The following is an 18,302-nucleotide window of genomic DNA, read 5'->3' on the forward strand; positions in this document are numbered from 1 at the left end:
ACTCCCCTGTCACCTGCCTCCAAATCCGAGTTCCTCACCTGAGAGTCATCGATAGCGCAGGGCGTCGACCACCAGTGTGAAGGCAGGCGATGCGAGACGGCGGCTCGGGTATTAGAGATGGTATCCGGGAAACGAAGGACACCAGTCGGCTAAAACCTGGATCAGCCGTCCTTCCTTCACGAGCGGATCTAAGTGATCGCAGGGCAGGCAGGCAACGCCCTGCCCATCGAGGGCGGTCGACGAGGATCATGGCGACGTCGTTGCAGACGAATTGACCTTGGACCCGGACGTTGATGGGGCGCCCGTCCTGCTCGAATTCCCAGGCGTAGAGTCCACCGAGCGTCGGGAGCCTCAGGTTGATGCAGTTGTGCTGCGTCAGGTCGTGCGGGGTCACCCGCCTCGGATGCCGCTCGAAATACCCTGGAGACCCTGCCACGACCATTCGCATTTCGGGACCGATCTACACTGCGATCATGTCCTTTTCGACACTTTCGCCGAGCCGCACTCCGGCGTCATAGCGCTCGGCAACCAGGTCCACGAACCTTTGGTCGATTGAGATTTCGATCTTGACCTCCGGATAGTCCGCCATCAGGCGTTGACGGCGGGCATGAGGATCGTTTCCGCGGCTTGCCGGCTGGATGTGACGCGGATCGACCCTCCTGGTTTTTGGCGCATTGCGCTCCAGCTCTTCGATCCGGCTCCGAGTAACGTTGAAGGCCGGCCGCAGCGTTTCCATCAACCGCTCTCCGGCCTCCGTCGCAACGACATTGCGCGTTGTTCTCGCGAGAAGACGAACGCCCATACTCTCCTCCAGCCGGCGCAGGCGTGGCTGCTGATGCCAACGGAAACGATGCTTGATCGGGGAACCCGCGCGGCACGTTGCTCCTCCCATCTCGGGAGTTCGACACTGTTGGGAAAGCTTCACGAGCATTGTGCTGTGTTTGTTTCCGATTTGTGCGTCCAGTATCGCATAATGTATCGACAGGACCTTATGAACCACGGGGCCTCCGGCCATAGGACCGATGTCTTCAAGCGTGGCCCTCTTCAATCCTCGGAAGGAACCACGCGAGAAGCCCTGCAAGCGGGAGGAAGGAGCAGACGTAGTAAACCGTTTCGACACCATAGCTGTCGGCCAGCAGCCCGAGAAGCGCTGCGGCTATACCGCCAAGGCCGAAATTCAGGCCGTAGAACAGCCCACCAATGAGTCCTATCCGGTGCGGCAGCAACTCGATTGCGTAGATCAGGATGGATGCGAAGGCGCTCGCCATGATCAGGTTGATCATCACCGTCAGCACGCCGGTCCAAAAGAGGTCGACGTGTGGCAGGATCAACGTCAGCGGAAGCGGCCCCAGAACCGAAATCCAGATGATACGATAACGCCCGATGCGATCACCGACGATGCCGCCGATCAGCGCGCCCGCGGCCGAAGCCAGCAGGAAGATGAACAACATCATCTGTGCGGAGGGGATCGAGAGGCCGAACTTCTCCATGAGATAGAAGGTGTAGAATGAGCGGAAGCTCTCACCATAGGCGTTCTTAGTAAACATCAGCAGCATCAGGACCACCAGGGCTACCCCGATCGTCGCTGGCGCGTGACGAAGGGCGCCGCCCGCCTTCTTGCCGTCTGCCCGCATCGCCATGAATGCGGCGCTGATCTCCCGCTGCTTGCTACCGATCCATACAAGAAGTGCCATGGCCATCAACGCGAGAACGGCAAACCAGGCGAGGCTCGGCTGTCCCCAGGGAACGATGATCAGCGCAGCGAAGACCGGGCCGAGCGCGCCCCCCGCCTGACCGCCGACCTGAAACAGTCCCTGCGCCAACCCCTGGCGCCCGCCGGCGGCATAGCGCGCCATGCGCGTCGCTTCCGGGTGAAAGATGGACGATCCAATGCCGATCAGCGCAACTGATACCAGAATCACCGCGTAGCTATGGGCGAAGGCAAGGCTAACCAGGCCAGAGAGTGTAAACATCATCCCCACGACCGGTGAATAGGGCGCGGGATGTTTGTCCGTCACCATGCCGATTACCGGCTGCAGCAGCGACCCGGCGATCTGGAAGGTCATGGTGATCAAGCCGATCTGCACGAAATCCAGCGCATAGGCGTCCTTCAGGATCGGATAGGCGGCCGGGATCAGCGACTGCATCAGGTCGTTGAGGAGATGGGTGAGACCCAGAATGACTAGCACAGCGAGATGCGTCTTGGGACGCGTCATGGTGGGAATGGCGACAGTCATGATTGTTGTTCTTGGCCCTTGGGAAATTCGGCGAGCGGTAGAACGCGGCGCGCCGCTATGGGAGCTTATGCATCGCTCGAGGGGCAGGCAACCGTTTTTTCGCGCTACGAGGGCAAGAGGAGACAATCCTAGCGCGATGGAGATGGCAGCGTTACATCACTGGGAGCCAGCTTCGAGATACCAAGTACCCCGGCCTGTAGATTTGCGCTAGCTATTGATCGTTTCTTGGAGCTTCTCGATTTTTGCAAGTATGACGTCGAAGGTGGGCGGACTGTCATCGAACATCATCGGCGCCATCGCACGATAGTCTGCACGCAGATCCCTGACCCGCGCCTCGCTCGGCATCAGGCGCAGCGTCCCTGGCCGCGCGGTGTCATAGCTGGCCCAGCCCGATCGGAAGAAGGTCGCCTTGTGCTTCGCCACCGTCGCCAGAAGGTCGAAATCGCTTGCTGCGGCTTTGCCCTCGTCGGTATCGAGAAGCATGGCGAGGTCGTAATAGTGTCGTGAAAAGTATTGCGGCGTCGCGGATTCAGCAGGGCGATGGACCTCCGCGTGCAACGCCGTGGCCTTCTCCCAAAAGGTCCGCTGCGCAGCGAGAACGGTGACAGCTGCGTCGGGATTTTCGAAGAAGTCGGGATAGTCCTCCGCCGCATAGGGGCGCATGACCTTCTGCTCCGTCGGCCAGGGATCGCCGCGCGCGCCGAGTTCGAGCTTCACCCGCGGCGTGATGTAGGCCATGCCCTCATATTCGGCGGCGGGTAGCGCGGTCGGATAGTGGAAGTTCACGTTCTGCGCGTCGCCGGCATCGATCTCCAGCGACCAGGCGCCATCGGTCGGTTCGCCGAGTTGCTCTGTGATGGCGGCGCGAAGCGCCGGAAGCAACTTCTCGGCGATATGCGCCTCGACGTCGCCCACGAGATCTTGGATGAGTTGAGCCGCTTTTTTTCGGCTAATTCCCTCTTTCTCGGGATCACGGTCGCCGACGTAGCCGAGGTCGGCACGATCAAAGGAAAGATCGATATCTTCGGAAAAGCGGCGGATCGCGCCGAAGGCCTTTGAGAGGGACGTGCCGCCCTTGAAGACCAAAGTGGCAGCGTCCTTCCCTTGCAGGCCGAAAAGCCGCTTCAAGGTCCAGCAGACCCAGAAGTCCTTTTCGATGATCGTGTCGGCGACCCCTCGGCCCGCGCCGGTCTCGCCAAACAGGGCCGCCCGATCGGTGGCTGGGAGAAGAGCGACCTTATCCATCTATGTCGTCCGACGCTGCGTTGGCGATCGAGACGAGCGTCGGCCGCATCCAAGCGGGGGCTTGGACCGCGGTGGAGGCAAGTGTCTTCTTGTCGCTGGCCGACAGACGCCGCGCTGCGATCTGTGCAACGTCGGCGGCGCGCACCTGCCCCACATGACGAAGGGCTTGGACGACCGTGCCGGCCGCGCTGCCCGGAGCAATCAGATGCTTGGGCGAGGCGTGACGCAGATCGACCACGCGCTTGCCCAGCACGACGCGGCGGGAGGGGCCATCAGTCAGATACGTGCTCTTCGCCGGAACCTGAGTCGAGAGGCCGAGCGCGTTCGCCGCGCGCGCGCCAGCGATCTGCACCTGCGAGCCGGTCTCGCGTGCAAGCGCCTGCGCAACGTCGTCGGGAGTTGGAGAAAGCGGGCCGAGCTTGGGATGGACCTTGGGGTAATCATACAGGCCACGCGCCAGGCGGCGGAGCTTTCCGGTCTTCGCCAGGCGGGAAAGGGCTTGATCGACCGCTGCGCGCGCCGCCACGTCCAGGAAGTCACGAGGCGTGAAGACGCCGCCACGCCCGCCTGCGCGGGCGCGTCGCATGATCCGATCCGGAACTGATGTGACGTCGACTTTCATGTGTCAGAAAATACTGTATCTTTTTCTGACATGCAAGGGCCGCGAAATACGGAGGCGAAAACGGTCGACTGGCGGCAAGCGGCGATCCGTGGTGTCTTACTTTACTGCCGAAAAGGCGGTCGGTGACAACAACTGGTTAGAGATATTGGAGAGGATTTGCCCGTCGCGCTCTGACTCGTCGCGGGCCTTAAGCCATGCGGGATCAGTGGTGAAAGCTTTCCATTTCACCTCGCGATCGGCTAGCGATTCCCAGGCGATGAGGTAGGTGAGACGCTGGCTGTTTTCGCCCACGATTGTGGTGAAGAAACCCGCCTGCTTGATGCCGTGCTTGTCCCATATTGCCAGCGTGTGTTCGGCAAAGCGGTTGAGCAGCGCGGGCAATCGGCCGGGCAGGCAGTCGTAAATTCTGAGCTCATAGATCAAAGTCTTGCTTCCTTATGTGCCTTGAGAAGGACATGTGTTTGGCGCTTGCTCCCTGCGCCCACGATGTCCTCAGAACTTGCAGCAACGTCATTTTCACTGTTAGAACGGGCCCTGCGGGTATGTCCGAACCGCTAATCTCCTGTCAAGCTGATCGCCTGCGTTTAGGCGCCGATTGGCCATGATGTTACGAACGTTGAGCACGGTGGCCAAGTTTGGAAGCTAATCGTGGGAATGTGCCGGTTAGAGCAGCCCTTGGCAGTTAATTTTGAGACGGGCGCCAGCAGCAACGCGTTGCCAATCTCCGACAGCAATCTCTCTTGGCTTGTGCAGCCTTCGAGGCTCACGATCTCTAGTGTACCCCAACACTGGAGCATGGCCATGGATCGAAGCGCGGCTGATATGCCGAAAGTATGAAACGAAATTCTTCCGCCGGACCGCGATGAGAAGTGTGCGTTGGATGCAACGGCATGTGCTTGCTGTCGAAGGTTTACGTCCGGCCTCGAACATGGGTGACGATGGCTGCGGGATCTGCGACGAATGCCTGGCACCATGACCGCCGACGGCAAGAAACCTCCATCGATCCAGGCGACATTCGAAGACGCGCTAGCGAATATGCCGGACGGCTATGCCGACGGATATTTTGGTAATCGACCATGGGGCGTGACCGTCAAGCGGTCGCGGGATTGCAAACGGACTTGGCTCTATGGCGAGGAGCTTAGCGGAAGTGATATCGTCAGCTTCAACCTCTATCGGCTGGCTGGACATGGACCTATACTGAAGCCGTGCGAAATGTCCTGCGCCAAGGTGATCGAATTCGTTCTCGGCTTTGAACCCAGCATAGAGAAGGCTGCGTCTCAACCATAATGGCCGAAGAATGAGCACACGGCCTATATTGCATTGCAACATGTGCATAACTGCACTGCGATTTAAGCGCTGGCGGTCGAGGCAGCCTCAGATATTTTGAGGTCAACGAAGCAATGCACCTCCTCCCGCAGAGCTTCGCGTTCAGGCGACCCACTCCTCCTCCCAAGGGGAGCCTGACAGAACAGCGGCACTCCTCCTCCCAGCCGTTGTTCAATCTTTCGAGAAGCCTGCCGCACCTCCTCCCGCGGCAGGCTTTTTTCGTTTCTCCGAGATATTCGAGCCCTGAATTCAGGCATCAAAGCAGACTGCTCTGTTCCACCGGCTCTCCGGATTTCGACACGATCGTGGACCCGTACGGTTCGCGAGACGAAATGATCAGCGCGTCATCCGGTAACGGCCGGGCAAGGTCCTTGGCTTCATCCCAGGGCGCCCGCATCCAGATGTCGGTCTCTTCCTTCGTCAGCAACAGAACCGGCATGGCCTTCTCATGGATCGGCTTCACCAGGGCGTTGGGATCCGTGGTCAAAAACCCATAAAGATCGTCGGTGGTCAGGCCGTCCCTGACCTTTCGGACACTCTGCCATTGCGGCACATGCAGACCGGCAAAGAACATCAGCGACTTCTGCTCATCGCGGGCGAACCAGGCATTTGGCACGTTTCCGCCAACCTCCTGGTTGGCCGGATCCGGTTCCGCGAAACTGGTGACCGGTACGAGGCATCGATTTTCGACACCAAACCATCGTTTCCAGTGCGGAAAACTGAGCTTGCGCACATTGGTCGTGCCGCGGTCGGCCTCCATGCGGATGAGCTCTTCGAGATCGAAAGCCTTGCCCTTGGCCGCAAGTTTCTCGGCCTTCGCTTTGGCCGCCTTCTCGAGCGCGAAACGCGGGGAAGGCAGTCCCCAGCGCGCATGGACCAGTTGCTTCTTTCCGTCGGCGGTGTTGCGGACGATCGGTCCCATCTGATCCGGGTTCATCTGGTAGGCTGGCATCAGATTGATCAGGCTTTCCGCGTCCTGGGCCCACTTTGCGACCCAGTCCTTGTCTTCCATGCGATAAAGGTTGCACATAGCAGACCATCTACTCCGATTGAGCTCGAATGGCGGACAATCTAGCGGACGGCGCTGATTTCGCTAGTCGAGCCGGAAGACCTCGGCATTGTCCTGGCGTTCTCGCAAGCCCTTGTAGGATGGGTGGCGGAGTTTCCCGTCCGCCGTCCAGGCGCGAAACTCGATCTCAGCAATCAAGGTCGGTTCGACCCAGATGACATCGGCACTTCCGGAATAGGGCAGGGGCGGCTGCTTTCGCTTCCAGCGGAGCGTGTCCAGCATCTTCCGTAACCTGCTCGCCTCGACTTCTTTGAATCCAGTGCCGACGCTTCCGACGTGGACGAGATCATCCCCACGATACGCAGCAAGCACCAACGAGCCGAAGCCGGCTGGGGACGCTGCCGACTTCTCATAACCGACGATGAAGAAGGCCTCGCCCTGAATGCATTTGACTTTTACCCAATCGCCGGTCCGGCCCGAGCGATAAGGCCGGTCGAGGTGCTTGCCGACGATGCCTTCCAGGCCGAGGCGGCAGACATGCTCCAGCAGGACGGCTGGTTCGGCATCGAGTGTTTCCGATAGCCTGACGGCGCCGGCTTGGTCGCTCTTTGGGCCGTTTAACGTGTCCTCGAGAAGGTGTCGGCGGGACCGGTATTCGATTCCGCGCAGATCGTGCCCGTCCAGATAAACAAGATCGAAAGCGTAGAGGACGGCTTCGGAGGCACGGTTGCCAGCTTGTTTGCCGGATGCGCCCAGCGATTGCTGCAGCAGCCCAAAATCCGGACGACCCTCTTCGTCGAGCACAACGGCCTCGCCATCGATGATCATCGTCGCCGGCCCGAGCGCTCGGGCGGCCTGCTCTATCGCTGGAAACCGGTGCGTCCAGTCATGGCCGCCACGCGTGAGGATCCGGATCCCCCGCGGTTCAATGTGAACGGCAAGGCGATAGCCATCCAATTTCAGCTCCCAGCTCCACTCGCTTCCCTTTGGGGGACGGGTCTTCAATTCCGCCAGCGCAGGCTCGACGCGCTCAGGCATGGGATCGAACAGGAGCTGTGGTTGGGCTGGATTTCGCTTGCCTCGCGGCCGGGAACGGATCGGGGCCTCGGTGTCACGAAGGAGGGGTTTTGATCTCGGAGGCTTCGTCATGCCGGAAGTTCAGCAGAAAAATCTTAAAGACACTGTGACGATCCCGACTTGTCCTCGCAATTCACACAAAGGGGTTAGCGCTCGCAGGCGCCCGGAAAAAATTCTCAGGACGCTATTGGGCTGATTCCCATAGGTATTCTGCTCATTTCTAATGATCAGGATAATATTCCCATCCCTCCGGTTGCTTGACTCTTTTATTGGGTCGGAACAGAAAGAGAACATCCGCATTTTGTTCGACATGATGTCGGCCACCTACACGACCTTGAAGGGAGCCGTGAACGATGACTGCTGCCCGTGAAAGGGTGATTTCCGATTTGCGCGAACGCATTGCATTGCTGGAAGGCGTATCAGCAAGGAAAGCCGGCTGTCTGTCCTTTGGGGTGCCGGAAATCGATGCAGTGCTCCCGGGAGGTGGTCTGGCCTATGGCGCCCTGCACGAATTTGCAGGCGGCGGGTCGGGGACGGTGGATGGTGCGGCAGCAGCCCTGTGTGCGGCGGGCATCGCGGCCCGCACCAAAGGCCCGATCGTCTGGTGCCTGACGCGCCCCGATCTGTTTTTTCCGGCGCTCGCCCAGGTCGGCCTCCATCCCGACCGGGTGATCTTTGTCGAATCCGATAGGGAGGAAGACGTTCTGGCAAATATGGAGGAAGGGCTTTCCTTTGGTGGGCTCGGCGCAGTCGTTGGCGAACTTGTTCGCCTGCCGATGGTCAGCTCGCGCCGGCTGCAGCTGGCGGCTGAGCGAACGGGCACGATGGCGCTTGCCGTGCGACGTTGGCGGCGACAGACGGAGGCGAATGATTTCGGGCAGCCGACAGCATCGACCACGCGGTGGAGGGTGAGCGTGATGCCGTCGGAGGAATTGCCAGTACCGGGCGTCGGAAGTGCCCAATGGTTGCTGGAGTTGATGCGCGTAAAAGCGGGTGAATGTGCTGAGTTTCTCGTGAGGGCGTGCGATGACAAGGGTTGTCTCGATCTATCTTCCGGATCTGCCGACGGATCGCATTCGTCGCGCCGATCCGTCTATTCCGCCTGAACAGGCGATCGCCGTGATCGCCAGGAGCGGCTCGAAACGCTGGGTCTCGGCGGCAGACGCCGCCGCCAGGAAAGCCGGCGTCCATGTCGGCATGCCGGCGGCAAAAGCGCAGGCGCTGTTTCGCGGCCTGATCCTGGTCGAGGCGGATCCTGCAATGGATGCCGCAGCACTCGAACGCATTACCCTCTGGGCGCTGACGCTCTATTCGCCGATCGTCGCGGTCGATGGGATCGATGGGATCGTCATGGATACCGAGGGTGCCGATCACCTCCAGGGCGGCGAGCTCGCCATGGTGACCAAGATCGCCAATCAGTTCCTGGCAAAAAAACTCACCCCCCGAGTCGCGGTCGCCGACACCTGGGGTGCGGCACACGCCTGCGCCCGCGCCATCAGCCGCGAGACGGTCATCGCGCCGACCGGCGAGACCGCGCGTGCCGTCGAAAAGCTGCCGATATCGTTGCTGCGCCTTCCCGGGAAAGTCGTCAGCGATCTGCGCACGCTCGGCTTCCAGGCGATCGGCGAATTGGCCAACACGCCGCGCGCGCCGCTGACGCTCCGTTTCGGTCCGGAGATTGGCCGGCGGCTGGACCAGATGTTCGGCCGCATCTGCGAACCGATCGATCCGATCCGCACCGCCGAGCTCGTCGAGGTGAGCCGCGCCTTCGCCGAACCGATCGGTGCTGCCGAAACCATCGACAAATATGTCGGCCGGCTGGTCGTGCAACTGATCGACGAGCTGCAAAGGCTTGGCCTTGGTGTTCGGCGCGCCGATCTGATCGTCGAAAAGGTCGACGGTTCGCGGCAGGCAATCCGCGCCGGCACGGTGAAGCCAGTGCGCGATGTCGCCTGGCTGACGAAACTGTTTCGCGATCGGACGGAGAAGATCGAGCCCGGTTTCGGGATCGAGAAGCTGACACTCGTCGCCGTCATGGCCGAGCCGCTGGAGGAGCGTCAGAAATCCTCATCGCTGGTCGAGGACGAGGTCACGGACGTGACGCCGCTGATCGATATCTACGGCAACCGTGGCCAGCTTGTTTATCGGGTGGCACCCGTTGCCTCCGACGTGCCCGAGCGCTCCGTCCATCGCATCAGCGCCGCGGCCAATCCGGTCGAGGTCACCTGGGTCAGCCATTGGCGCCGGCCGGTCCGGCTGCTGGCCCGTCCCGAGCTGATCGAGGCCATTGCCTTGCTGCCGGACCGTCCACCGGTCTCGATTACCTGGCGTGGCACGCGCCGGAAGGTCAAGCGCGCCGACGGTCCGGAACGGATCTTCGGCGAGTGGTGGCAGCGAGACGCCGAGATGGAGGCGGTGCGGGATTATTTCGTCATCGAAGACGAGGCCGGCGAGCGTCTCTGGGTGTTTCGCTCCGGTGATGGCATCGATCCTGAAACCGGAAGCCACCGCTGGTTCATGCACGGGATCTTCGCATGAGTTATGCCGAGCTGCAGGTCACGACCCATTTTTCCTTCCTGCGCGGTGCGAGTTCGGCGCAGGAACTGTTCGAAACCGCCAAGGCTCTCGGTATCGAAGCCGTCGGCGTTGTCGATCGCAATTCGCTTGCCGGAATTGTACGGGCGCTTGAAGCATCGCGCGCCACCGGTTTACGCCTCGTTGTCGGTTGCCGCCTCGATCTCGCCGACGGCATGTCGTTGCTGGTCTATCCGACCGACCGGACTGCCTATTCCCGGCTGACCCGCCTCATCACGCTCGGTAAGTCGCGCGGCGGCAAGAACAACTGCATCCTCCACTGGGACGATGTCATTGCCTACAACGACGGCATGATCTGCGTTCTTGTGCCGGATCTGCCGGATGACGCCTGCGCGATCCAGCTGCGCAAGATGGCCGAACTGTTTGGTGATCGGGCCTATGTATCGCTTTGTCTGCGGCGCCGGCAGAACGACCAGCTGCGGCTGCATGAGATTTCCAATCTTGCAGCGCGATTCAAGGTGCGAACGGTCGTCACCAATGATGTCCTCTTCCATGAGCCAAGCCGTCGGCAGTTGCAGGATATTGTCACCTGCATTCGCACTCGCACGACGATTGACGAGGTGGGGTTCGAGCGCGAGCGCCACGCTGATCGTTATCTGAAGCCGCCGGAAGAAATGGAGCGATTGTTTCCACGGTACCGGCAAGCCCTCGCGCGAACCATGGAGATCGTCCGTCGGTGCACTTTCTCGCTCGAGGAGCTCACCTACCAATATCCGGAGGAAGCGATCGTGCCGGGCAAGGATGCCCAGGCCTCGCTGGAGCACTATGTCTGGCAATGCGTGCCCGATCGCTATCCCGAAGGTCTGCCGCCCGATGTGTTGAAGGTCGTGCGGCACGAGCTCGATCTCATCCGCACCATGAAATACGCCCCGTATTTTCTGACCGTCTTCTCGATCGTGCGCTATGCCCGGTCCCAGGGCATTCTTTGCCAGGGCAGGGGTTCCGCCGCCAACAGTGCCGTCTGCTACATTCTCGGCATTACCAGCATCGACCCCTCGACCAACGATCTTTTGTTCGAACGCTTCGTCAGCCAGGAGCGCGACGAGCCGCCGGATATCGATGTGGATTTCGAGCATGAGCGGCGCGAAGAGGTGATCCAGTGGATCTATCGCACCTATTCCAGAGAAAAGGCAGCGCTCTGCGCCACCGTGACCCGCTACAGGGCGCGCGGCGCGATCCGCGATGTCGGCAAGGCGCTTGGCCTGCCGGAAGACGTGATCAAGGCGCTGTCGTCGGGCATGTGGTCCTGGTCGGAGGAGGTCTGCGATCGCAATGTCCGCGAGCTCAATCTCAATCCAGACGACCGGCGTCTTGTGCTGACTTTGAAGCTCGCCCAGCAATTGATGGGCGCGCCACGGCATCTCGGCCAGCATCCGGGCGGGTTCGTCCTTACCCATGATCGGCTCGACGATCTCGTGCCGATCGAACCGGCCGCGATGAAGGACCGTCAGATCATCGAATGGGACAAGGACGACGTCGAAGCCCTCAAATTCATGAAGGTGGACATCCTGGCCCTTGGAATGCTGACCTGCATGGCCAAGGCCTTCGATCTGATCCGCGAGCACAAGGATCGGGATCTCGACCTGTCGAAGATCGAGCAGGAGGATCCTGCGACCTATGCGATGATCCGCAAGGCCGATACGCTCGGCACGTTCCAGATCGAAAGCCGCGCCCAGATGGCGATGCTGCCGCGGCTGAAACCCCGAACCTTCTACGACCTCGTGGTGCAAGTTGCCATTGTCCGGCCCGGTCCGATCCAGGGCGACATGGTGCATCCCTATCTGCGCCGGCGCGAAGGCAAGGAGGCAGTCGAATATCCGACGCCCGAGCTTGAGGCGGTGCTGGGCAAGACGCTCGGCGTGCCGCTGTTTCAAGAGTCGGCGATGAGGGTGGCGATGGTCTGCGCCGGCTTTACCGGCGGCGAGGCCGATCAGCTGCGCAAGTCGATGGCGACCTTCAAGTTCACCGGCGGCGTTTCGCGGTTCAAGGACAAGCTCGTGTCCGGCATGGTGAGGAACGGCTACACGCCCGAATTCGCCGAAAAGACGTTCTCCCAGCTCGAAGGCTTTGGTTCGTATGGTTTCCCGGAGAGCCATGCTGCTTCGTTCGCGCTGATCGCCTATGCGTCGAGCTTTATCAAACGCCATTATCCGGAAGCGTTCTGTGCCGCCCTGATCAATTCGCAGCCGATGGGTTTTTACGCGCCGGCGCAGATCGTCGGCGACGCCAGAGCCCACGGCGTCGAGGTGCGGCCGGTCTGCATCAATCGGTCTCGGTGGGACTGTACGTTGGAGCGGATCGGCAATTCTGGCCGCCACGCCGTTCGGCTGGGTTTCCGGCAGGTGAAAGGGCTGGCGGTCGTTGATGCCGCGCGCATTGTCGCGGCACGCATGGACAATGCCTTTGTCTCGGTTGACGACATGTGGCGCCGATCCGGCGTGCCAGCGGAGGCGCTCGTCCAGCTTGCCAAGGCCGATGCATTTCTGCCCTCGCTGAAGCTTGAGCGCCGCGACGCGCTCTGGGCGATCAAGGCACTGCGCGATCAACCCCTTCCGCTGTTTGCGGCGGCTGCCGAACGGGAGATGGCTGTAATCGCCGAGCAGCAGGAGCCGGAGGTCGCGCTTCGGCAGATGACGGACGGCCAGAACGTCATCGAGGACTACAGCCATACAGGGCTGACATTGCGGCAGCATCCGATCGCCTTCTTGCGCAGGGATTTGTCAGTGCGCAACATTATCACCTGTGCCGAGGCGATGAATTCGAGGGACGGGCGATGGGTCTATACCGCCGGTCTTGTTCTGGTGCGGCAAAAGCCCGGATCGGCCAAAGGCGTCATGTTCATCACCATCGAGGACGAGACCGGGCCGGCCAATCTTGTTGTCTGGCCGACACTCTTTGAAAAACGCCGGCGGGTCGTTCTCGGCTCTTCGATGATGGCGATCAACGGTCGGATCCAGCGGGAAGGGGAGGTCGTCCATCTTGTCGCCCAGCAGCTGTTCGACTTGTCAGGCGACCTTGTGGGCCTTGCAGATCGCGATGAAGAGTTCAAACTTCCGGCCGGCCGCGGCGATGAATTCGCCAGAGGCGGCGCGCCCGATCCGCGGGATAAGCCGAAGCCGGTTGTAGCCGCGCGCGACATGTTCGTGCCTGACCTTCATATCGATACGTTGAAGGTGAAGAGCAGGAATTTTCACTGAAATTCAGTCTGAGAGCTGGTCGTTGGTCCTAATCGGTTCAAGGCGAACCATACAGGTGGGCCTGACACCCCTTCATTAGGAAAGACCGTACCAGGCGCCGCGGCCGGCACCGTGCAGGACGAGGTGCTCTTGATCCACGAGTGCCTTGAGATGATCCTTGATAGTGTGACGGCTGGCATCGGTGACCCGTGCAGCCTCCGCGACCGTGATCCGCCCGTGCTCGCGCGCCAACTCGAGCAATATAACGGATAATTCCGGCATGTCGGCGAGGATAATACGCTCGCGCTCCATTTTCTTCTCAAGCCGGGTCTTCTGCCGATGCAGGGCTCTCAAAAAGAACTCGATCCAGGGATTCCAGTCGGGCTCCGCGCTGCGGATCGTTCCCTGCGTGCGCCGAAGCGAGATGTAATAGCTCTCCTTGCTTTGCTCTATGATGCTTTCGAGCGAGCTGTAGGGGACGTAAGCGTAGCCGGCCCGCAGGAGCAGCAAGGTGGTCAGAATACGCGATAAGCGGCCATTGCCATCCTGGAATGGATGGATTTCGAGGAAAACAACAACGAAGATCGCGACGACCAAAAGTGGATGGAGCCGCTTTTCTCGCCCTTGCTCATCCAACCAGGAGATCAGTTCTTCCATTTGACGCGGCGTATCGAACGGCGATGCCGTTTCGAAAACGATGCCGAGGCTCTCGCCCTGTTCGTTAAACGCTTCCACGTTGTTGGAGAGGGTTTTGTAGGCGCCGCGATGCCGCTCGTCCTTTGTCGAATGCGCAAGAAGGTCGCGGTGGAGCTGACGGATATGATTCTCGGTGAACGAAATAGCTTCGTAAGCACTGAAGATGGTCTCCATCACCTCCGCATAGCCGGCAACCTCCTGCTCGTCGCGTGTCGTAAACGACCCTAGGCGAATGTTTGCCAGCAGCTTTCCGACCTCTCGGTCGGTGAGGCGTGCCCCTTCAATACGGGTGGAGGAACCGACGCTTTCGATCGTGGCGACACGCCGGAGGCTGGACAGCCGCTCAGGCGCGATCCGGCCGATCGCACGCCAAGCACCTTTAAATTCGTCGATTTCGGCGATCAGCGACAGGATTTCGGGCGTGATCCGGACGGTCGCCGTATTTAGAAATTCCATTTGGGCATCCATTCCCATCCAATTCCTGAGACGCTGTATGCACTATTTATCCATCCATTTCCATCCAATTTTCACGAGGGAGTTCGTCAGATCTGTCAGTCATGAGCTAGACGGCGGTCTTGCATCGGCTTTGCACCCGAATGGACACTGTATCTGCCTAACCGCAATTTCGAGCTTCAAGGTACAAAACATCTCTAAAAACCACCCAGACATTATCATTGATATCGCGCGGTCATTGGTCAGGGCGGGCAGCCAAGGTAAGGAGTGCTAACCGTCGATGACGACATCAAATTCACGACCGGTTTGACGACTGCTCAAGGCGTGCGGGTTGCGTTTCGCGGAACGCCTTTCGTCGAACGGACCGCTCCCCTGAACCAGAATGCGCTTTGGATGCGCTGGGACCGGAACATGGTCGTCGATGCCTATTCCGATATGGTCGAGGAGCTCTCGGCAATCCGTACGGCTGTCGCGATGGGCGACATGTCACCCTTATCCAAATACGTCATTGCGGGTCCCTATGATCTCGGTCTTGGCCGCCTGATCTGTCAAGGGCCGGTCAAGGGTGGTCCACAAACGGCTACCTCACTCGCGCTGCGACGAAACAGGCCATCTGGTACGATGGGCAGCAGCTTCTGAATTAACATTCGGTAATATTTTCGCGAATTGATGACTAGTCAGTATAACCAAATGATTTAATTATATTATTTCAAGATCATGTATTGACGCATCGCGAGCCTATTGGCTGGCGATGCGATTCAACGAGCTACGCGGCACTGTCTGCCAGACACTGTTTGCTGGGTCGTCGCGCCGCTGGGGTGGGGCGCCCACCCAATTCGCCGCGCTACAGGTTTTGATCAATCACTGGCGCTTGTCAGGCATCAGCGAGTTTGCCGTGAGGCACTCGCCAGTTTCGAAGCAAGGAGGGACGAGGGAGCGGGCACTTTAATAGCGAGCGCGCTGCCAGATGAAGTTGTCGGCCGCGAATTCTGGTAATATCTGCCCCACTTCCGCCCAATGGAGCCGCAACGATCTTGGCTTCCATGTTTGGAGATATAACGCCATGCCGACCCGGCGACATTTCCTTATCAGCTTCGTCGCAACGCCGATTGTGCTGCCGAGACTAGGCCATGCAGCCGGCGCTCCTGTGGAGCTGCCGCTTACGGCCAGTTGCGGGGATGACCACGAGCTGACGCCGGCACAGACCGAAGGCCCGTATTTTACGCCGGAGAGCCCTGAAAAACAGGACTTCGCGAGCGATGCACCGGGCGGTGAAAGGATGACGCTTGCTGGTTACGCACTAACCAGGGACTGCCAGCCCGTAGCAAAAGCGATGATCGAGTTATGGCATGCCGATGAGATGGGCGCCTACGACAATAGCGGATACAAGCTCCGCGGACATCAATTCACAGATGCAGAAGGCAAATGGTGGTTCGAGACGATCGTGCCCGGGATCTATCCTGGTCGCACTCGGCACTACCACGTAAAAGTCCAACGGCCCGGCGGGAAGGCGCTGACGACGCAGCTGTATTTTGCCGATGAGCCGGACAATGAGCGTGACCGCATGTTCAATGCAGACTTGTTGCTCGACATCAGAACGACGAGCGACGGAAAATTCGGCCGCTACAATTTCATAGTGGCGTAACCGGCGCTTTGCGTCTCTTGAGCTGCTTGGGCGCTGTCATCTTTAGGCGCTTCCGCCGGCGATCAATGCATCACGTGCGGCGCGAAACGCGTCTTGCAGCGCCGTGTAACCATCAAGTCCTTCAAGAGCGTAGCTATTGAGGAACTGACGCCCCGCGAACAGCTTGCGATCGACCGGGGTCAGCTCGGCTTCCGCGCAGACCTCTTGCCAGTGTGCGGCGATCCCCGTGATCTGCCGCTCGATCAGCGCGGCGGCTTCCGCCTCTTTCAGGTGATAATCCGGCGCGGCTGCAAGGCACGTTGCTAGAGTGCTGGTGCGGCCCTCGCCCTTGATCAGCATGGCCTGCGTGGCTTCGTTGCCCGTGCGGTTTTGCGGGCAGATGTCGTAGGCGGGCGTCAAGGTCAGCCTCTTGCCGTCCCAGAATGCGGCATGGTTGCGGGCATGGTCGTCGGTGTTGCCGCACAGGACGTTGAAGCAAATCCGTCCGTAGAGCTCCTTGAGCGTGTACTTGGGATCGGTGAAGCGGTGGCGGATCAGCTCGGCTAGGTCCTCGTAGGAGGCATAGCGGGCCATCATCTCATCAAGGCCCAGCATCGTGAGGGCCGAGACCATCGCGTGCCGCGTCCAGCCGGCCTTGGTATGCGTGCGGTCAAAGCGCTCGATCAGCAGCACGTCTTTTTGCGCGGCGCGGGTCATCGACACGGATGCCGCGTTGAGCCCGCAGGCGCTTGCCAGCTTCATCGCGATGAATTCCGCCTTTACGACGCTGTATGTGTCGTTGCTGGCCGAGAATTTGGCGATGAACTTTTTTGTCCCGTCATCGATCAGCGCCTTGGGGCGCGCTCCGCCGATCGAGGTGCCGTAATTGAGGGCCTGATCGAGCGCCGGGGTCAGAGGAACGCCCTTTTCGATGAGGTCAGCCGCTTCAAGGAGCTCGTCGAGCGATGCTTGCGCGGCAAGGCGGGGGATATATTCTGTGGCCGATGCCTGAAAATCGAGAGCGCCAATCCGGTCGGAGCCTGACTGGAGCAAATAGGTCAGCTCGCTGATCTCCGGCACACCGGCAGCGTCGGGCTTTTTGCCCGTCAGCCTGTTGATGATCACCCGACGGCCCCAGGCATCGGGCGAGCCGTCGCGGATACAGCTCGCCATCCGCAGGCCGTTGATGGGCGCGATTACGCCTTCCTGAAGGGGCAGTTCGGGCTCATAGATCGGTATGGCTTGCTTTCGACGCCGGTAGCTGGCGCCGTAGGTAAAGATCAGGCGCTCGCCATCCTGGTCGAGGCGTCCTGCAACCACCGGTTCCTTTGCCCCCAGCAACCACATCCAGACAAAGGCTTCAGTGGCGTCCGCCCTAGAAGTCATCATCGACTTCCTTCATCGTGTGGCGGACGCTCTTGGGCAGCAGGGAAAGTTTTTCATCAAGGCGGGCGTTGTGCATCTGCAGGGTGCGCTCATCATAGTCGAACAGACGCACGCCCACGAGGGAGGCGACCTCGAAGACGATGCCGATCTCAGGGCCGGGCGTGCCCTTTTCGATGCTGGACAGCGTCGTGCGGCTGATGCCGGCGCGGTCGGCCAGTTCTTGCGCCGTTAGGCGGCGCTCGGCTCGGCCGACGCGGATCAGTTTGCCAAGCATGGTGAGCGCTTCGCGCGTCACTCTTGAATAGCTTCTCTTGCGTGGCACGGTAGGCACCTCTTTTGTCCATCTAATTGTACGTGAAGGACGGTTGCGCCCAGAATTTTGTACATCCTGCCATGATGCGTACGGCTGAGTCAAAGGTTGTTCATTTGATTGGTCATAAGGGAGCAACCCCTTGATGGCGCCGCGACTTACGGATTCGCCAAGCCTCGTAGAAGGTCGTCTGGTCGTAGGACGCATCTTTGGTTTTCGTTTTAACCGTCTTCACGAAGAGGGCACCGCTGCGGCTCTACAAGGTAGTGTCACTTTTCCCCTCGCCTCCCTGGAACAAGCCGAAACCCTTATTGCGGATATCGGGGGAATCGATCGCCGGCGTGCCGAACTGTCCAATGTCCCGGCTTAGCTTCCCGACGGCAGGGCCATTGCTCGGATCATCTCAGCGCCCCTTGAGGCGGCCGGGCCCGATAGCGGAACAACGAGATCCTTGGTTCGTCTCGTTTCAAGACCGCGCTCTCGGTCAGGCCGATTGCTCATAAGCGCGCTCTTAACGCCAAGGCTTATGATCCGTCAGGTTTCTCG

Annotated in this window: 17 protein-coding genes; 6 read left to right on the forward strand and 11 right to left on the reverse strand. The window is 60.1% G+C overall.

The features are described 5' to 3' along the window. Positions 1-34: 34 nt before the first annotated feature. From ASD03_RS41330 to ASD03_RS20490, 6 genes are all read right to left on the reverse strand, one after another. Positions 35-448 (reverse strand): hypothetical protein, encoded by a 414-nt coding sequence (locus ASD03_RS41330; RefSeq protein WP_348523276.1) that lies wholly within the window; start codon positions 446-448, stop codon positions 35-37. A gap of 12 nt (positions 449-460) precedes the next feature. Next, complete coding sequence (locus ASD03_RS40660; protein ID WP_244494672.1) at positions 461-931, reverse strand: LysR family transcriptional regulator; 471 nt, start codon at positions 929-931, stop codon at positions 461-463. Between the two features lie 97 nt (positions 932-1,028). Beyond that, positions 1,029-2,237 carry an MFS transporter gene (locus ASD03_RS20475; RefSeq protein WP_107028621.1) on the reverse strand — a complete coding sequence of 403 codons (1,209 nt, stop codon included), beginning with the start codon at positions 2,235-2,237 and terminating at the stop codon, positions 1,029-1,031. A gap of 207 nt (positions 2,238-2,444) precedes the next feature. Further along, on the reverse strand, positions 2,445-3,482 hold the full coding sequence (locus ASD03_RS20480) for a nucleotidyl transferase AbiEii/AbiGii toxin family protein (protein WP_057210716.1): 1,038 nt from the start codon (positions 3,480-3,482) through the stop codon (positions 2,445-2,447). Continuing rightward, complete coding sequence (locus ASD03_RS20485; protein ID WP_244494673.1) at positions 3,475-4,104, reverse strand: DUF6088 family protein; 630 nt, start codon at positions 4,102-4,104, stop codon at positions 3,475-3,477. The genes ASD03_RS20480 and ASD03_RS20485 overlap by 8 nt, the downstream gene beginning before the upstream one ends. 96 nt (positions 4,105-4,200) lie before the next feature. Next, positions 4,201-4,527, reverse strand: a complete 327-nt coding sequence (locus ASD03_RS20490) for an NIPSNAP family protein (protein WP_057210717.1) — start codon at positions 4,525-4,527, stop codon at positions 4,201-4,203. A gap of 537 nt (positions 4,528-5,064) precedes the next feature. Between ASD03_RS20490 and ASD03_RS20495 the strand changes: the two genes are divergently transcribed. Further along, a complete protein-coding gene (locus ASD03_RS20495) occupies positions 5,065-5,391 on the forward strand; it encodes a hypothetical protein (protein ID WP_057215834.1) in 327 nt (108 codons plus the stop codon). 295 nt (positions 5,392-5,686) lie between these two features. Here the strand turns inward: ASD03_RS20495 and ASD03_RS20500 are convergent, their stop codons facing one another. Continuing rightward, positions 5,687-6,460 carry an SOS response-associated peptidase gene (locus ASD03_RS20500; protein ID WP_057210721.1) on the reverse strand — a complete coding sequence of 258 codons (774 nt, stop codon included), beginning with the start codon at positions 6,458-6,460 and terminating at the stop codon, positions 5,687-5,689. Positions 6,461-6,523: 63 nt separating this feature from the next. Further along, complete coding sequence (gene ligD, locus ASD03_RS20505; protein WP_057215837.1) at positions 6,524-7,588, reverse strand: non-homologous end-joining DNA ligase; 1,065 nt, start codon at positions 7,586-7,588, stop codon at positions 6,524-6,526. A 281-nt stretch (positions 7,589-7,869) separates the two neighbouring features. Here ligD and ASD03_RS20510 point away from each other — a divergent pair, with 281 nt between their 5' ends. The 3 genes from ASD03_RS20510 to ASD03_RS20520 are packed head-to-tail and all read left to right on the forward strand — an operon-like array spanning position 7,870 to position 13,308. After that, positions 7,870-8,622 carry an ImuA family protein gene (locus tag ASD03_RS20510; protein WP_057215840.1) on the forward strand — a complete coding sequence of 251 codons (753 nt, stop codon included), beginning with the start codon at positions 7,870-7,872 and terminating at the stop codon, positions 8,620-8,622. Beyond that, positions 8,543-10,054, forward strand: coding sequence for a DNA polymerase Y family protein (locus ASD03_RS20515; protein ID WP_057215844.1), 1,512 nt, complete (start codon positions 8,543-8,545; stop codon positions 10,052-10,054). Before ASD03_RS20510 ends, ASD03_RS20515 begins: the two co-directional genes overlap by 80 nt. Then, the gene (locus ASD03_RS20520; protein WP_057215846.1) at positions 10,051-13,308 is read left to right on the forward strand and encodes an error-prone DNA polymerase; all 3,258 of its coding nucleotides are present in this window, start codon (positions 10,051-10,053) and stop codon (positions 13,306-13,308) included. The genes ASD03_RS20515 and ASD03_RS20520 overlap by 4 nt, the downstream gene beginning before the upstream one ends. A 75-nt stretch (positions 13,309-13,383) precedes the next feature. On the opposite strand, the gene ASD03_RS20525 is transcribed toward ASD03_RS20520, so the two are convergent. Continuing rightward, positions 13,384-14,451, reverse strand: coding sequence for a Fic family protein (locus ASD03_RS20525; RefSeq protein WP_244494674.1), 1,068 nt, complete (start codon positions 14,449-14,451; stop codon positions 13,384-13,386). Between the two features lie 252 nt (positions 14,452-14,703). Between ASD03_RS20525 and ASD03_RS20530 the strand changes: the two genes are divergently transcribed. Together ASD03_RS20530 and ASD03_RS20535 are read left to right on the forward strand one after the other, a co-directional pair. Then, entirely contained in the window at positions 14,704-15,075 is a 372-nt protein-coding gene (locus ASD03_RS20530) for a hypothetical protein (protein WP_057215852.1), read from the forward strand. A gap of 424 nt (positions 15,076-15,499) precedes the next feature. After that, positions 15,500-16,081: an intradiol ring-cleavage dioxygenase gene (locus ASD03_RS20535; RefSeq protein WP_057215855.1), complete on the forward strand. Its 582-nt coding sequence runs from the start codon at positions 15,500-15,502 to the stop codon at positions 16,079-16,081. Positions 16,082-16,123: 42 nt separating this feature from the next. Here the strand turns inward: ASD03_RS20535 and ASD03_RS20540 are convergent, their stop codons facing one another. Both ASD03_RS20540 and ASD03_RS20545 read right to left on the reverse strand, forming a co-directional pair. Continuing rightward, the gene (locus tag ASD03_RS20540; protein WP_057215858.1) at positions 16,124-17,446 is read right to left on the reverse strand and encodes a type II toxin-antitoxin system HipA family toxin; all 1,323 of its coding nucleotides are present in this window, start codon (positions 17,444-17,446) and stop codon (positions 16,124-16,126) included. Continuing rightward, positions 17,436-17,720 (reverse strand): helix-turn-helix domain-containing protein, encoded by a 285-nt coding sequence (locus ASD03_RS20545; RefSeq protein WP_057211187.1) that lies wholly within the window; start codon positions 17,718-17,720, stop codon positions 17,436-17,438. The genes ASD03_RS20540 and ASD03_RS20545 overlap by 11 nt, the downstream gene beginning before the upstream one ends. Between the last annotated feature and the right edge of the window lie 582 nt (positions 17,721-18,302).

This window comes from Ensifer sp. Root127 (assembly GCF_001425225.1).
Classification (GTDB): Bacteria; Pseudomonadota; Alphaproteobacteria; order Rhizobiales; family Rhizobiaceae; genus Ensifer; species Ensifer canadensis.

What these genes read in the sequence shown, in the direction of transcription:
- ASD03_RS41330 (WP_348523276.1), bottom strand. Translation starts at nt 448, where the DNA reads ATGCGAATGGTCGTGGCAGGGTCTCCAGGGTATTTCGAGCGGCATCCG.
- ASD03_RS40660 (WP_244494672.1), bottom strand. Translation starts at nt 931, where the DNA reads ATGCTCGTGAAGCTTTCCCAACAGTGTCGAACTCCCGAGATGGGAGGA.
- ASD03_RS20475 (WP_107028621.1), bottom strand. Translation starts at nt 2,237, where the DNA reads ATGACTGTCGCCATTCCCACCATGACGCGTCCCAAGACGCATCTCGCT.
- ASD03_RS20480 (WP_057210716.1), bottom strand. Translation starts at nt 3,482, where the DNA reads ATGGATAAGGTCGCTCTTCTCCCAGCCACCGATCGGGCGGCCCTGTTT.
- ASD03_RS20485 (WP_244494673.1), bottom strand. Translation starts at nt 4,104, where the DNA reads ATGAAAGTCGACGTCACATCAGTTCCGGATCGGATCATGCGACGCGCC.
- ASD03_RS20495 (WP_057215834.1), top strand. Translation starts at nt 5,065, where the DNA reads ATGCCTGGCACCATGACCGCCGACGGCAAGAAACCTCCATCGATCCAG.
- ASD03_RS20500 (WP_057210721.1), bottom strand. Translation starts at nt 6,460, where the DNA reads ATGTGCAACCTTTATCGCATGGAAGACAAGGACTGGGTCGCAAAGTGG.
- ligD (WP_057215837.1), bottom strand. Translation starts at nt 7,588, where the DNA reads ATGACGAAGCCTCCGAGATCAAAACCCCTCCTTCGTGACACCGAGGCC.
- ASD03_RS20510 (WP_057215840.1), top strand. Translation starts at nt 7,870, where the DNA reads ATGACTGCTGCCCGTGAAAGGGTGATTTCCGATTTGCGCGAACGCATT.
- ASD03_RS20515 (WP_057215844.1), top strand. Translation starts at nt 8,543, where the DNA reads ATGACAAGGGTTGTCTCGATCTATCTTCCGGATCTGCCGACGGATCGC.
- ASD03_RS20520 (WP_057215846.1), top strand. Translation starts at nt 10,051, where the DNA reads ATGAGTTATGCCGAGCTGCAGGTCACGACCCATTTTTCCTTCCTGCGC.
- ASD03_RS20525 (WP_244494674.1), bottom strand. Translation starts at nt 14,451, where the DNA reads ATGGATGCCCAAATGGAATTTCTAAATACGGCGACCGTCCGGATCACG.
- ASD03_RS20535 (WP_057215855.1), top strand. Translation starts at nt 15,500, where the DNA reads ATGCCGACCCGGCGACATTTCCTTATCAGCTTCGTCGCAACGCCGATT.
- ASD03_RS20540 (WP_057215858.1), bottom strand. Translation starts at nt 17,446, where the DNA reads ATGACTTCTAGGGCGGACGCCACTGAAGCCTTTGTCTGGATGTGGTTG.
- ASD03_RS20545 (WP_057211187.1), bottom strand. Translation starts at nt 17,720, where the DNA reads ATGCTTGGCAAACTGATCCGCGTCGGCCGAGCCGAGCGCCGCCTAACG.